Origin of the sequence: Psychrobacter fjordensis, assembly GCF_904845995.1 — a bacterium.
In the GTDB taxonomy this organism is placed as follows: domain Bacteria; phylum Pseudomonadota; class Gammaproteobacteria; order Pseudomonadales; family Moraxellaceae; genus Psychrobacter; species Psychrobacter fjordensis.
Genome location: NZ_CAJGYP010000002.1, coordinates 744,958 through 760,953 on the forward strand (window position 1 = coordinate 744,958; position 15,996 = coordinate 760,953).

The following is a 15,996-nucleotide window of genomic DNA, read 5'->3' on the forward strand; positions in this document are numbered from 1 at the left end:
AAAATTAATTAGGGGCTGCTTTAGATAATGAGCTAACCATCTAAGTTAGTTAACGCATTAAACATCGGCTCATACAGTGGCTGAGCTAATGTAGTCAACGCTGCTGACAAAGCCTTAAACGCATCTTGGTCACGCAGTACGTATTGCCAAATGGCATGCTGCGAGCAAGTATCGTATACCGTATCTGAATTATAGTTAGGTCTTAACCAGTCCGAGAAGTCGGCACGTTTTGGCCAATAGCTAACCCCCTTTTCGACTTTTGCGCACTTATCAAGGTAATTCAGTGCATATTCTGGTAATAGCGTAATAGGCACTTGACCCGTTAACTTGCCAAAAAACGCCCATTTTATCAGCTCAATTACTGCGTCTTCATAGACAATTGGGCTTAGTTTAAATGCGATTGCTTTGTCATACTTTTTAACCTGCGAGCTGGCCTTATTGAAGCGCCAAATACTTACGCCATCATTTAATGCCACTTGCTCGGCAGTGGTACTTCTGGCCACTTGCCAATACAAATGTGATAACCAAAACTTGAGCAAATGCCTAGGGCTAGCAGAATTGGGCAGTATATTTAACCATTGCTTAGGCGATTGCTGAGCATAAGGCACGCCTGCCTGAATAACTGATATGGGTGCTGATATTGGTACTGAGCCCTTTATCTTAATGACTTTCGGCAACAGCTTAAACAGTGTTTCTATACCCTCTATATTCGTCTGATTACTTGACTCGTTGTCAGTGCTACTCAGTATATTTTTTAGTTCTATCTGAACAGGATGTTCGGCGGTTGGCGTCAATAGCTGTAATATAATGGCGCTATCTGCTTCACCCTCATTGAGAATACTGCTCTCATCAAAGCCATTAGCAATTAACTGCTCTTTGAAGTCTAGACATTGCTGTTGCAGTTTCTTTTGTTGATTGGGTAGCGTGGTCTGGCGAGCGACACCAGCGGGCATGATTTTTTGATACATCAGGATTGGAGTGATGGTTTCAGCCGCTGCATTACTATCATTCTTCTTATTCTCATCAGTAACCAACTGTTTAATCAAATGATCTTTGATTTGATAGGTAGTCAGACTGTCCAAGAATAGCGGCTCTTGCTGCGACAGCGCTTCTTCACCTTGCACCACATGCACTTTTTGAGACCGTAAGAATGCTTTGGCAGGATGGCGCACTTGGTAAGCCAACACTCCTTCAATATCTATCTCTCCGATGTTAAATACGCTATCAGATAAATCTTGGATGAGCGCTTCCGTCATGCTACTGACATCGCTAGCATCAACAGCTGTATCTAGCGCCAACAATTCAGCCAATGCAGACAAGGTTTGATTGTCTACTTGACCTAGCTGACCTAAGCCTTGACCAAGCACCTGAGCGATTGATTCATACTGCGCTTTTGTGGGTAGGCCGACCAGTTGCATAGGCTCGCTAGATACTCTCCCCTTCAATGTATCAAACACCGCTTGCCAAAGCGGCGCAGGCGGAAACTGTTTTTTCTGAGCCAGTTTGGTTTTGCGCATGGCTGTATTTAATAAAGTATCCAACTCATCAATCATATCGGCAGGGTTAGTCTCCTGAGCATTGATATTAACGTTGGCATTAGCATTAGCATCAATATCAGGAGACGCTTGCTCAAAAACATCATCGCCTTCCATTTCTGTCTCAAACAGACTCTCATGAAAAGGCAATGCAGGATGCTCAGTCACTAGCCACTGCTTAATCAATTTAGGCAAATAGCGCTTGAGACTTTCGGTGGTGGGATCAATATTCTCAGGCAATGTCTCAAGCGAGTTCACCTGCCACTGCACCTCGCCTTGCAAGAACTGTAATAGCTCGCTCACTGGATTGGCTGGCAGATGCTCATGGGTGTCCGTCAAGCTTTGACCGTTATAAAACATCCAGCAAGCACTGCGCGCACACAATAGCGCATCTAAAAATGCGCCGTTGTCATCATCTTCACTAACTCTGTCACCGCGGCGGGCATTGGTCGCTTTCATCAAATCATAGCGGTTGTCACGGTCACGCCCAGGAAACTCAGAGAGATCCATATTGAGCATAACCACCAGCTCAAACGGCACATTTCTTAATGCACCAAACCGACCAAAGGTAATTACCCCAGTTGGCTCAGCACTGACCTGCTGACTCTCTAGCTCCGCTTCGATACTGTCTAGCATAAAGCTCAGCTTGAGCGGCAATTGTTCCACACCTGCCAGCCTCTGCTCCACTTCTCTGTTGTCGATATCACCACTAGCGTACTGTCTATAGTGACGATTGGCTCGTAGACTTGATTTAAAACCATTCATCGCGTTGTAAATGGCGCGCATGGTACGCGTTTGGTCCACATCGCCAAAGTAGCGATGGATAACTTGTGTCTCAATCTGCTCGAGCCAGTCTTCCGCTTTCATTTTTTGTGTATGGTCATCACGTCGTGCGACCAAGCCAGTATAAATACGGCAAAGCGCTTCAACAATCAGCGCATCATTTAGGCTCACTTGTGGTAGCGGTAAGGTCATTTCTGGTAAAGCTGTACTTGGCCATTCATCCTCATCTAAAGGATACAAGCAGCCGCTCAACTCAGCCTCTGGCATGACCAGACCTAAGGTCAATCTATCTAATGCTTGCGCAAAGCTAAAGCGATAGTCGTAATCATTACTGTCCAACGTTTGCTTAAGATGCAGCTCGTCGAAACCGCGAATAAAGCCTGCCTCTACCAACAAGTCACAACCACGGCTCATTTGTTCATGAGTCAGCCCAAAGCTTTCAAATAAAGGAGGCAACATGAGCCAGTCCAAGACTTCAGCCGCTTCAAAACGGGCACTATGACTACCCAATAGTTTGTAAAAACCGATAATGGCTTCCCATAACTGGCGAATATCTGCATCGACAACACCCGTCACTTTAGCAGGCAAGGTCAAACCGTCTTGACCCTTACCATTGACGAAGATAGAGCCAATCAGCGCATGATGACGTTCAACATCGGGTAGCAGCACAACAATGTCAGAGATATGGCGTTTATTCTCACCCAGTTTGATAGGTTCGTTCAACCAGCGGCCAATCATGATACGCAACACTTCAAGTTGACGTTGCAAACTATGACACGAATGAATGCTTAGGCTATTATCTTGAGAAGAGATTGCCCAAAAACGGTCTATCTCAAAGCGCTTATTCTCTAACGCCTCATCTTCATACCAAGCCGTTGCTGGCTTATCTTCATCAAAGCTCGGATCTAGTTGCTTGCTCACTGCTTGCGAGACTGTAGCAGCCGTTGCTTGCTGGGTCGATTGCTCATCAAGCATCAGCACATCGTTCTGTAAACGCCTTAACAAACTTGGACTATTTTGAGCGCTACTAGCATCATCAATATACTCAGCAGCAACCTCATCATTGAAACCACTATCAAAACTATCTTGCCATTCAACCAGTGCATCGTCGTACTGCTCATTACCCGACAAGTTGGCAAGCATGGCAAAAGCATCACGCGACTGCTTACCCAAGCGCGACAGCAAGCTGTGGCCGTAATCACGCAAAAACACGCTTTCGGGATTAATAATCTGCTGGCGTTGTAACCATGATTTATCAACGATATCTGCCCAAAACAGCTTTGATGGATTGTAATGTAATAGCGTGATATTCATGTATTGCGATAAGCGCTGTAGAAAGTCCAGCTCGGTCTGTGGTAATTGCTGAATGGTAAAAATACGTAGTATGGTTGGCAACTGGTCACGCTCATTCGCCTTGTTACTTTTTAAAGCCGACCAGAACGCACGCTCCAGTGCCACACGGTGTAGATGAACATCAGCAAACAAATGCGCCCACAAGAATCGTTGGGCAACTTCCAACTCAACATAATGCTCGACCAACCACTCAGGCGTGCCACGCGCATATTTATCAAAGCGCAGTGACAGTGCATCTTTATCTGCTATCAACTCATCTACATTCAGCGGCTCGTTGTGCGACCATAATGCTAGCCAATCTTCACGATGGGTCAAATAGCGGTTAAACACCCTCGCCAAATCACTTGCCAGCTGCCAAATACGGGCATCTTGTTGCGCTTTATCCTGTCGCACATTGTCTTTTAGCACACTGTCTTGCTGTAAATTGTTCTGTTGTAAGCTGTCTTGTTGAGCGCCTGCCTGCGGTTCATCAATCAAAGACGCCAGTAATGGATGAACCGGATGTTTTTCATCTGCCACAATCGACTCTTGATAATAAGTCAAATACCCGAACAGTCGCCATTGCATTACCGTTGGTGACAACACCGCCACTTCTGGCACATTCAGAGTTTCCGTTTCAGGATTTTGCGCTAGTAAAGAAGCGTTATGGCGGGTTAACACATCTTGCATCAATGTCCATTGATACTGACCCCAAAACTTAGTCCGCACCAATGTACTAATACCAGCGCGACTGGCAATCGTCTTATCCAACCAATCCCCCAATACCATTGAGGGTACAATGACAATAAAAGGCTCAAAAACAGGCTGTTCCTTAGACTGGTATTGTATAAGCAGTTGATCTACAAGGTTTTCGGTACGGTGTGATTGAATAATGGTAAACATAGACACTAATCTGATTGGAAGTATGGAAGCGCAAAACGAACGAATCTTGCTTGGAGGTCTTGAGGTATCTATCGTTTTAGCAAAAATTTAGATAAAATAAACTTGTTATAATAACCATGTAAATATGTCATTCTTAGATTTGAAAAACTATTTAGGTATATAAAGCGAAAGTAAGGATATACTGAACGACACTGGTTAATCTATATTTTGCAGTCGTGGTCAGCATTTATTTCTGCTAATATTGCGGTTTTATATACTATAAAGATAACGACAGCTATCGTTGGTTATTGACCCACAAAAATGATGAAAATACGCTGATGATTAGTGTGCCATTGATAGCCATGGTTTACTAGTATATATGCTAGCATTATAACTGTTCGCGACATTTAGTGTCGTTTTCAGTCGAATGGTAATAATCAAAAAACACTATCGTCATTTGTGTCAAAATAAATGTTCTAGTTTATCGACCCTCACCCTTTTTTATCAACGGGATAACGAAATATTATGCCCTTGCGCCCTATTGATGCCATTTTTGTTCACCCTAAACGACGTTTGTACGTTGTTTACTATCGCGGTGAACTGTGGCAATTGCCACGTATGAAAATTGATGATAGATCATGGCAAAACAGGCAACCTTACACTGATGATAGTAAATCGCTCTATCTTAGTATTCATCAAGCCATTAGCGACCCTATACTGGCACAAAAGCTTCGCACATTAAACTTACCAGTCGCTGTGCGCGGGAGCACGTTACCACGCTTTGAAGCATGGTGGGAAGCACATGGCTTTAAATGGCTGACAGACAAACTTATCTCAGGTGAGTCACCTTTAGCTGCGCATCAAACAACACCTGCAAGAACAACAGACAATCCATCTGTTTCGTCTTCAAACTCCCCTCCTGTATCATCAAACACAGAGAACCAGCTAAGTAAGGACAATAACGAGCAAAAAACAACGCTACCTTTAGAAACAGATGTTTTCGCAGACATGCTCGCAGATTTAGCGGATGAGGTATTGCATCAAAAGATCTAAAATATATTATAAATCCATCACAACTTTTTATTTAATCCCAACGTAAAATAATTAAAAAAAGAGCAGTCATACATGAAAGACTACAAACTGCTGCTAGCCGGGCTGATTTTACTACTACTCGTCATCTTCATTGCCATCTTTGCTTGGTTATATACCAGTAACCGCAAAAATACAGACCCTTTACCAATCATGGCAAACAAAAATGAATCGACAGCTACCACTACTCAAGATGATGCAAATTCACTGAATGATAGTGCTATATATTTGCAAGCGGAAAAAAGTCTACAGATACCTCTAGACGATATCATTGCTAGATTCGAGTCTCGATATCCTCACATACAGGTAGTGGCAAACTACGTCCCTGCAAGCGACATACTAACTTTAGTAGATAACGATACTAGCAAGCCGTCAAAATTTATATTTGATGTCGATATGATTATCGCTAATGATAGGTTATCGACAGAAAGACTCGCACCGTTGCAAGCAGAGCTTAAAGCTGCTCAAGATAAAATCAAGAAAAGTAACATCCTTACCAACAGTGCAGATGAGCTCAGTCAAGAAAATCTGTTTAGTGATGAAGATGAGGGAGATACTGAGGGTAATATTAATATAGAAGCACGCACTCTGAATTCTTTTAGCTATGCGTTAAAAGATGAGAAAACGCTTGAAGGGGTTATTTTGACAGATAATACGGCTGCTATTACGTTCCGCAACTTTTTACTTTCAAGCACAGGACAAGATATCTTAAAAGAATACGATTATTATAATATTGAAGGCTATAAAAACAGCGTCAATGATCTATTTAATCCAACATCACGTACACAACAAGTATCGGAAACTGGATCAACCAATGTCGCTGATGCCCTTAGCAATGGCGAGTGAGCATAAATTGTCTTTATTTATGTTTTGTTGATTGCTTTTATAGTTGGTTTTTTCTACAATGTCACTCCATAATGCGCCTATAGCTCAACAGGATAGAGCAGTTGCCTCCTAAGCGATCGATCCGAGTTCGAGTCTTGGTGGGCGCACCATCAAATAATATTAGAAGACATTAAAAAACCCCATAGCCTATACGCTGTGGGGTTTTTTAATGTCTTAATATGTCAAAATCATAACTTACGATACTTTTGCATAAAAGCATTTCAAAGGAATTCTAGCAGGTATCTGAACATACTTTTAAACAGGATACTGAAACGTTAATTTCAACGCTCATTCTTTAGGGTATTGATGCTCCAAAAATCTTGGGGCAGTTCAGTATAAGATCTATAGCTTTCTCAGGCCTTTATTATTAGGTAAGCTTATCAATATCGGGGTTTTGAAATAACTATCCTCTACTAACTTCAGTCCTAAAAACTCAAGATAAAATCATCGAAATATAACCACCAATCAAGGCTAAAACAGTCGTAAGCGCATAACTGACGGGATAAGGTATAGCAGCAACTGAACTTTTTGACCCTTCCATAATTGCATTTAGTCCAGGTGTACTATTTCTAGCGCCAGTGGCGGCACCATCAGCAATGATTGAGTTAAGTTTAAAAAATTTCACCCCTATCCAGAAGGCAACGAGCGGTGGTATTAACGCACCTGCTATTCCAATTACTGCTAGCCATAATAGAGTGTCACCATGTAAGGCTGTAATGACTTTAGGCCCATCATTAGCAGCTAAAACTGCCACAAAAACGTTTAAACCAAAATCTTGCAAGAAACTTCTTGCGCCTTCATGTATCGGACCACCAAACTCAGGGTTACGACTGCGAAAATAACTAACGGCAATCCCAGCAAGAATACACCCTGCTGAAGTTCCTAGTGCAAATGGGATACCTGAAATTTTCACCGTTATAATACCGACTAAATATCCGATAACCATCGCAACGGCAAGATAAATTATTTCAGACTTCATGGTTGGTAATATTACTCGTCCTCCCAAGCGTTTCCCTGCCATTTTTAAGGCCACATCCGGACCTGCCAATCTAATCACATCGCCGAAAGAAATCTGTGTTTTAGGACCTAAAGGGATTTCATTACCTGCTCTAAATAAAGCTTGAACCGTGACGCCTCCTATTCCAGACTCGCTGAGGTCATCAATATTTTGACCTGAAATATCATGAGAGCCAATGTGAATATCTGCAACTTCTATAGGAACATTGCGGGCCAATTGATCATCCGCTTCAGGTCCGATGAGCTCATTGTCTACAAAAATCAAATCGTGAATATTGGCTCTAACCGTAACGATATCGTTCAGTTGAACGATAGGATCATCTGACAACTCTACAATCGCGCCATTTCTAACCAAACGTAAGATAGGCGCTTGCGGATATTCTTTGACTAACGCTGAAATACTTTTGCCAAGAATGTTTTTGTGAGTCACATAAAAGGCGCGTAAATCATACGCTGAAAAACCCAGCGTTAACGCCTGAGGTGCTCCAGGTAAAGGGTCTGTCGCGCCGCCATTATAATCAGCTTCAGCGGCTTTAGCCTCTTCAACAGAGTTGTAACCAAAAATCTTAGGTAAATAGCGAATGAGTAAAATGATACCAACAGTGGATAAGACATAACTAACGGCATAGGCCGCGGCCATATTAGCACCAATTTCTTCCGCGGTTATTCCTGACGGTGGTATATAGGCACCACTTGATAAAGCGCCTTGCCCCACTCCTAGTATGGCCGTTATGGTATAGCTGCCAGAGATAAGTCCTGTTGCGTATCCAGGTGCTAAGCCTGCAAACTTTGCCCCAAAAAAACAGATAACCCAGTTTAATGACCAAACAATGACGCCGATACTAATGAATGCCAAACCGCCTTTTTTTAATCCAGAAAAAAACTGAGGTCCAACTTTAAGCCCTAAAGCATACATAAAAAGAAGGAGCATAAAGGTTGAAAGAACCCCTGGTATGGCATAAGTAATATCATAAGCAGATTGTGCAATCATCGAAAGCACAACCCCCACCAGCAAAGTACCCGCTGTTGACCCTAAAGAGATATTCTTGATGCTACGATTACCAATATAAGTACCTAAAGCTAATGATAACAAGATAAATACTATGGGCTGATTATCCAGCAGTTGAAAAAATCCATGTAAGCCTGAAGCAGTAACAGGCTCTATCTTATCGAATATCTGACCGACTACAGTAGGATTACTCATAATGCTCTTCTATGTGTGATGAAAGGTACGAGTAGAGCTAGAGTGTGAAACTGGATGCGCTTTATAGTATCCAACAGCGGCTTTAATATCACGTAATAACAACGCGGCCATATCTCGACTGATACCATGACGAATTAGAATACGTTGAATGACGGTGTCCTGACGATCGTTTGGTAGTGGATAAGAGGCTATTTGCCAACCATGCTGGCGAACTTTGTCAGATAAATCATAGAGATTGAAACCCCAGTCTCCTTCTTTTAGGGTATAACTAAGGGCAGGTAAACCACCTCGTCCATCATAAAACATCTCAAACGGACCTAACTTTGAGATTTCGTCTGCTAACCATTGAGCGGTATCTACACAGGCTTGTTGAACACCTCTATAACCTTCAAAGCCTAATCGTAAAAAATTATAGTATTGCGCGACAATTTGACCACCTGGTCGAGAAAAGTTAAGCGCAAAGGTTGCCATGTTTCCACCTAGATAATCGACATAGAATATCAAATCTTCTGGCAAGTCTTCTTCTGAGCGCCAGACTACCCAGCCGACACCTAGTGGTGCCAAACCGTATTTATGACCACTCGCATTGATAGACTTCACTCTATCGATACGAAAATCCCACTCAAGTTCAGGTTGAATGAAGGGCGCTATAAATCCACCCGAAGCGGCATCTACATGAATAGGTATGTCCCATCCTTTTTCGCTTTGAATATCATCTAGCTCTTTCGCCATCGCAGCGACGTCTTCATACACACAAGTGTAAGTCACACCTAAGGTAGGAATGACACCAATGGTATTTTCATCAACATAGTCTTTTATTTTTTCGGGATTGGTACTAACCTCATTACCTTCAAGTGGAATTTGGCGAAGCTCAACATCAAAATACCGCGCAAATTTATGCCAGCAAATCTGTACTGGCCCAACGACCAAATTGGGCTTTGAGGCATCTAATCCTGCTGCTTCGCGTTTTTGACGCCAACGCCACTTCATGGCTAATCCGCCAAGCATGCAAGCCTCTGATGAGCCCGTAGTTGAGCAACCGAGAGTCGTATGAGCTTGTGGACTATTCCATAGATCCGCTAAGATATGAACACAACGTGCTTCCATTTCAGCAGTCTGTGGATATTCATCCTTATCAATCATATTTTTATCGACACATAAGTCCATGATGTCATGAACCTCATCTTCCATCCATGTTGTACAAAATGTAGCCAGATTCTGCTTGGCATTGCCATCGAGAAGCAGCTCATCTTTTATAAACTGAGCAACAACTTCTGGCTGGGTACTATTTTGAGGCAATTGAAATTTATTGAGTAGCGTATTACTCATTGGGTCTTCGTAAACGTCTTCGCTAATAGGATCTATCCGATTTCGGTTGTGTAAAGGCATAATCTAACGTTCCTTTATATGATTGAAAAATCATTGTGTGTGTCGACCTATAAATATTAGATACCTTTGCAAGTTTAGAATATGTTGCCTTATTGTTAAGTTAAATTTATATGACAGTTATGTTATTGTTAAACAAAGTAATATTTATCTTAAATAAATATTTAAATTAACTAACTAAATTATGGGCTATATTTGTAGGCATTAACTTGGAAAATCATAGTTACGCAGCCAGACGATAATAACTAAACTGCATTTTTAGTGATATCGCTGATGGCTTCGAACCTTGTTTTGTAGTCTTGGTGATAGTTCTACAGTTTTTTCAACATAGATCACTCATAAGCTATCTGAATTTACGATGCCTCCGCAGTGACATTTTCCATCCACCCTCCTCCTAGTGATTTATAAAGGTTCAGTAGCATTTGTGCTCGAGCAAGCTGCGAGTAAATCAAGTTTTCTTGTATTTGTTCCGAGTCGAGCTGCGCTGTCAGAGCTTCATCTAACGTTTGATAACCATAACGAAACAGTTTTTCAGCATCATTTGCTCGTTTTACAGACTGCTGATACGCTTTATTCAGCAATTTTTGTTGCTGCTCTAGTGCCTGATGTGCTTGATAGGTATTATCCACCTCACTAAGCGAGAGCAGTAGCCTTCGATCATACTGTAGCAGCGCCGTTTGCAAACGAGCGTCTGCGCTGTCAATATTGGCCTTAATCCGACCGTTTGTAAAAATGGGAACCTGTATACCCACACTCAATATACTGCCCCAACCTTTCAAATCTGGCACATCACTATCAACGTCAATACGCCCGCCTTGACCTAAAAAACGAATGGAGAAACGTGGCAGCAGATCGGCTTTGGCACTTGCCAGTTTGGCAGAATAGGCATTGACTTGTGCGCCATAGGCACGCAGATCTGGACGACGTTCTAGCAACCCTTGTGGCGTTTGGCCACTGGGCGCACTCGGTTGATGATTGAGAATGTCTACAGTCGCGGAAGGCAACTCAAAACCTTGCGGTATTTCCCCAATAAGTACGGCAATGCTACGTACGTGTGTGGCATATTCTGCATTGATTGTGCTTTTTTTCGCACGCATGGCATTGAGCTTACTTTGGACATTATTGACTTCATACATGGTGACTTGACCCGCTTGAAAACGCCCTTTTATATATCGCTCAAAGCGCGTCAATATCTCTACATTGCGGGCGGTAATGACTTCACGCTGCTGGGCGGCACGGGCTTGAAAATAGTGATCAGCAATTTGATCTGCCAATAACATTTGCGCGCCATATACTTTTTCTTGTACACCCAACGCCGCATAATGGGCGGCATCAGCATCACTTTGTTTTCTGCCAAATATATCAGGCTCCCACGCAGCAGAGAATCCCGCATTAGCATGACTGCTGTCTATATCTTGGTGCGTCTCCAGCAGCGCTGTACTAGCACCCAATAGACGACTGAGGTTGTCATTTGCAGACAGATGAGCCGAACCATTTATAATGCCCGCTGAAGCATTGACGCCAGCTTGTGGCCCAAGATCAGCAGTGGCAAGACGACTGATTGCCACTGCTTCTGCAAAACGACTTTCAGCGATACGGATATCGGGGCTGTCTTGTAAGCCTTGCTCTATCAGACGACTTAATAGCGGATCTTGCCATTGTCGCCACCAGTGGCTAATTTCTGGACTGCCCTTCGCCGCTTTGTTTTCGTCAAATGTTGTCGGAATAGAAATGTCACTTTGGCGTACAACCTGTGTGCTTTGGCAGGCGCTTAAGATCAAGACCAATGCTCCCAAACTCACAATTTTGGATAATGGAAACATGCGCTTCTTCTCCTTATATTCTCTATCATTATTTTTAATTCAGTGCCATGGTCGAATATCAAACACGCCCTATAACGTCTCTTAAGATATCGTTATATGTATAACTGACTTTTATTGAGCCAAATTGGGCCAGCCTGTTTTGCACATTATCCTAGCTTTTCAAGCATTGCTTTAAATCGTACTAAAGCAAAAATAAGAAACACGACGCCGATACCTGTCATGACTAATAGCTCAGGCCAAACAATGTCCAAGCCAGCATTACGGAATAAAACATTTTGAGTAAAGCTGACAAACTGAGTCGTAGGCCAATACTCGCTTATCATTTGTGCCGCTTCGGGCATATTGCTGCGCGGTGCTATAGAGCCAGATAAGAGTAACGATACGACCAAGACGGGCAACATTAGTAAGGCAAACTGCGGCATACTCGGTGCTATGGTTGACAGCATAATGCCTAGAGAAGATATGGAGAACAGATACACGACCACACCGCTACCGAATAAAAGCAGTGATCCGTTAATGGGAATACCAAGCAGATATTGGACTACAAAAACCATCGATAACATGGAGGCACATAGAATCACCAAGCCATTGGCAAGTATTTTTGAAATCACGATTTCTATTGTATTAACGGGCATCACCAAAAGGTGCTCGATGGTGCCACGTTCGCGTTCACGGATAACGGCAGCACCAGACAGCCCTATTGCCAAGAGCGCAATCATATTGCACACTTCCATAACTGGTGTATACCAGTAGCTGTCTCCATTTGGGTTAAATACCATGTTTAGTACTGGCTTGACCAATAATGGTGGATCTGCTTGTTTTAAAAAATTACTCACTTCCTGATTGAATATTTGGATAATATAAGCCTGCCCAATACCTGCTTGAGTCATGGTGGTCGCATCAATTAGCAGCTGAACTTGCGGTTTTCGTCCAGCAAGTACATCTCTTTCAAATCCAGGTGGAAACTCCAACACAAAAATCAGCTTACTTTTGTCCATCAATTCACCAACATCTTCGCGTTTTACATCGACAGGAAGTAGAAAGTAAGGTTGTTGTAGGGCATACTGAATTTGTCTGGTCAGTGCTGTGCGATCTAAATCTATAATACCTACAGGCGCATTACGTACATCCGTATTGATGCCTTCTGCCACAGTATAAATAGTGACAGAGAACACGAAGCCAATCATGAGAAACAGTATCTTGTCTCCAAATAGACTGCGTAATTCTTTGATGGTCAACGTCCAGATATTTTTAAAAGTCTGCATTTATACCTCCTGCTTTTTCAGGAAAATAGAGGCAAGTGTGATAAATGCCAAGGCAAAAGCTGTCAAGACCATATACTCAGTCAAAAAGCTAGACCAACCCAGCCCTTTGGTAAAGCCGCCAATACTGATACGCTGATACCAAGATGCGGGGAACCCAACACCAATGGCATAAGCGAAGCCGTCCATACTAGATAGCGGGTACAACAACCCAGAGTAGTTAATGGTGGGTATCAGAGTAACGATAGCGGTAACAAACAGCGCTGCCACCTGTGTGCGAACCAAGCTAGACACTAAAAGCCCCAATCCTGTTGACACATAGACCAACAGCAATGCGCCAAAAGACATTGCCCAAAAAGAGCCTTTGATAGGCACTTTAAACCAAAATATGGCCATGAGCACAAGTATGAGATAATTGATCAGCCCTAGAGCGACATAAGGCAGCTGCTTCCCGAGCAAATATTGAGGCACACTGGCTGGTGACGTGTAAAGGTTTGATATTGAGCCAATTTCGCGCTCACGCACCACTCCCAGCGTGGTCATCATTGCTGGAATCAACATGAGTATCATCATTAGCACACTGGGGATGACTGCATTCACGCTTTTAAAGTCTTGGTTATACATAAAGCGCGGAACCACTTCAGCGGCAGGGTCTAAATCAATAGGCAAGCCAGTATCTTGAAGAAGGTCTGTGATATATATCGTCATAATCCCTCCTACATAGCCCTCAATATTGGCCGCATTGAATGGCACTGTCCCATCAATGTAAAAGCTCGCTTCTGGTTGTCTATTGGCCAATAAATCACGTCCATAATCCACTGGAATATCAATGACCAATTGCGTCTCAGAGCTTCTAAGCGCGTATTCGGCTGCTTTTATAGAGCGTACGGGTGACGTAGATGTAAAATATTCTGAGCCCGAAAAGTACTCCGTTAACTGTCGACTTTGTACAGAGTGATCTTGATCGAGTATCGTATAAGGTAAATCATGCACATCAAACGAGATACTCCAACCAGTCATGACCATCAAAATAATGGGTCCAACAATAGCAAAAAACAGCCTGATTTTATCGCGTAATAGCTCTTTAAATTCACGCGTGGCAAATGTCCAAACAGTGGTAAACCAATACTTAAACGTGTCGGTTTCGTTGGTTTGACTATCAGGTTCAGACGCTATGGTCGCTGATTCTGTTGGTGTGTTTTCAGTCGAGTCTTTTGGGCTGGTGGGTTCAGTGTTATTTTTCTCATCTTCAAGCAGATACTCTACAAAGGCTTCTTCGAGATCCTCTGCTTGTTTATTACGTGTCAGCTCTGTCGGTGTACCAACGACCAGCACGCGACCACGGTGCATAAAAGAGATGCGATCGCATCGACTGGCCTCATTCATAAAATGAGTAGAGATAAATATCGTGATTTTATCTTCTCGTGAAAGCGTCAATAGCTGTCGCCAAAACATATCACGAGCACCAGGATCGACGCCTGAGGTTGGCTCATCCAAAATCAATACTTCCGGATGATGCAGACAAGCCGCTGCCAACTGTAATCGTTGGCGGATACCCAGTGACAACGAGGCTGGCGCTGTATCCGCCACAGCACTGAGGTCAAACTTATCTAACGCATCCTTTACAGCTTGCTGTCCACGCTCTCCTTCTATTTGATAAAGGGTTGCATGCAGCTCTAAGTTTTGACGTACGCTCAATTCTTCATAAAGCGAGAAAGACTGCGACATATAGCCGACACGCATTTTTGTCGCTATATCATTTGCATCGATAGATTGACCCAGCAGTTTGGCTGAGCCCTCTGTTTTATCAATCAATCCAGTCAGCATCTTCATCGTGGTCGATTTACCACAACCATTAGAGCCTAAAAAACCAAAAATCTCACCTTTCTCAATACAAAAGCTGACATTATCAACCGCTGTAAAATCTCCAAAACGTTTGGTTAGATTTTTTGCCTCAATAGCGGGCGGTGCATCAGGATCAGGGACAAATGGCGTGATAACCAACGCGCCTGCATTCGTTTGTTTCTCTGGTGGCAATAGCTTGATGTAAGCCTCTTCAAGTGACGTGACATTCAGCTCTGTCATGACGGTTTGCGTCCGCTGATTGGCTAAGAGCTTGCCATCATCCATCGCTAGCAGGTATTCAAAATTTTTGGCTTCATCAATATAGGCTGTCGACACGATGACCGTCATCTCTTGACGTTCAGCTTGTAGCGAGGCCACTAATGACCAGAATTGACGGCGTGATAGAGGGTCTACCCCTGTGGTTGGCTCATCAAGAATCAATAAGTCAGGATTGTGCACCAACGCACAGCATAAGCTCAGTTTTTGCTTCATTCCGCCCGATAGCTTGCCAGCCGCACGATCAGGAAACGGTGCTAGCCCTGTTGCCTCAAGCAAACGGGCTATTCGCACATGGCGCTCATGCGCATTCAATCCAAACAGTCGCGCATGAAACTCCACATTCTCATATACCGACAGGGTTGGATAAAGATTATGCCCTAAGCCTTGTGGCATAAAGGCGATATGTTTTGACAGCGCCTCACGTGCAGATTTTTCTGCCATATCCTTACCGAATACTTGCACGGAGCCATTTTGAATGACCTTGACCCCTGCAATAAGAGACAACAACGTTGATTTTCCGACACCATCAGGACCAATTAGCCCAACGGTGCTCCCTTCTAAAATATTTAGGGAAATATTATCAAGAGCAACCGTCTTGCCATATGTATGTGACACAGTGTTAATTTCAACGGCGGTATGTTGGCTATCCATACGTTATCTCACAGTTTGTATCG

The 15,996-nt window shown here is 43.2% G+C and carries 8 protein-coding genes and 1 tRNA gene; 3 read left to right on the forward strand and 6 right to left on the reverse strand.

From position 1 onward, the window contains the following. Positions 1–32 precede the first annotated feature (32 nt). The gene (locus tag JMW61_RS11550) at positions 33–4,553 is read right to left on the reverse strand and encodes an exodeoxyribonuclease V subunit gamma (protein ID WP_201551419.1); all 4,521 of its coding nucleotides are present in this window, start codon (positions 4,551–4,553) and stop codon (positions 33–35) included. Positions 4,554–5,057: 504 nt separating this feature from the next. Here JMW61_RS11550 and JMW61_RS11555 point away from each other — a divergent pair. The 3 genes from JMW61_RS11555 to JMW61_RS11565 all read left to right on the forward strand — a co-directional run bounded on the left by JMW61_RS11555 (position 5,058) and on the right by JMW61_RS11565 (position 6,616). Continuing rightward, a complete protein-coding gene (locus JMW61_RS11555) occupies positions 5,058–5,585 on the forward strand; it encodes a hypothetical protein (RefSeq protein ID WP_201551421.1) in 528 nt (175 codons plus the stop codon). Positions 5,586–5,657: 72 nt separating this feature from the next. Beyond that, positions 5,658–6,467, forward strand: coding sequence for a hypothetical protein (locus JMW61_RS11560; protein ID WP_201551423.1), 810 nt, complete (start codon positions 5,658–5,660; stop codon positions 6,465–6,467). 73 nt (positions 6,468–6,540) lie between these two features. Next, positions 6,541–6,616: transfer RNA gene (locus JMW61_RS11565), tRNA-Arg, on the forward strand. 323 nt (positions 6,617–6,939) lie between these two features. Here JMW61_RS11565 and JMW61_RS11570 read toward each other — a convergent pair. The 5 genes from JMW61_RS11570 to rbbA all read right to left on the reverse strand — a co-directional run bounded on the left by JMW61_RS11570 (position 6,940) and on the right by rbbA (position 15,973). Continuing rightward, complete coding sequence (locus tag JMW61_RS11570) at positions 6,940–8,727, reverse strand: aspartate:alanine exchanger family transporter (protein ID WP_201551425.1); 1,788 nt, start codon at positions 8,725–8,727, stop codon at positions 6,940–6,942. A gap of 9 nt (positions 8,728–8,736) precedes the next feature. Beyond that, positions 8,737–10,116: a glutamate decarboxylase gene (locus JMW61_RS11575; RefSeq protein WP_201551427.1), complete on the reverse strand. Its 1,380-nt coding sequence runs from the start codon at positions 10,114–10,116 to the stop codon at positions 8,737–8,739. Positions 10,117–10,466: 350 nt separating this feature from the next. After that, positions 10,467–11,936 carry an efflux transporter outer membrane subunit gene (locus JMW61_RS11580; protein ID WP_201551429.1) on the reverse strand — a complete coding sequence of 490 codons (1,470 nt, stop codon included), beginning with the start codon at positions 11,934–11,936 and terminating at the stop codon, positions 10,467–10,469. 146 nt (positions 11,937–12,082) lie between these two features. Further along, positions 12,083–13,201 carry an ABC transporter permease gene (locus JMW61_RS11585; RefSeq protein WP_201551431.1) on the reverse strand — a complete coding sequence of 373 codons (1,119 nt, stop codon included), beginning with the start codon at positions 13,199–13,201 and terminating at the stop codon, positions 12,083–12,085. Beyond that, positions 13,202–15,973, reverse strand: a complete 2,772-nt coding sequence (rbbA, locus tag JMW61_RS11590) for a ribosome-associated ATPase/putative transporter RbbA (RefSeq protein ID WP_201551433.1) — start codon at positions 15,971–15,973, stop codon at positions 13,202–13,204. Between the last annotated feature and the right edge of the window lie 23 nt (positions 15,974–15,996).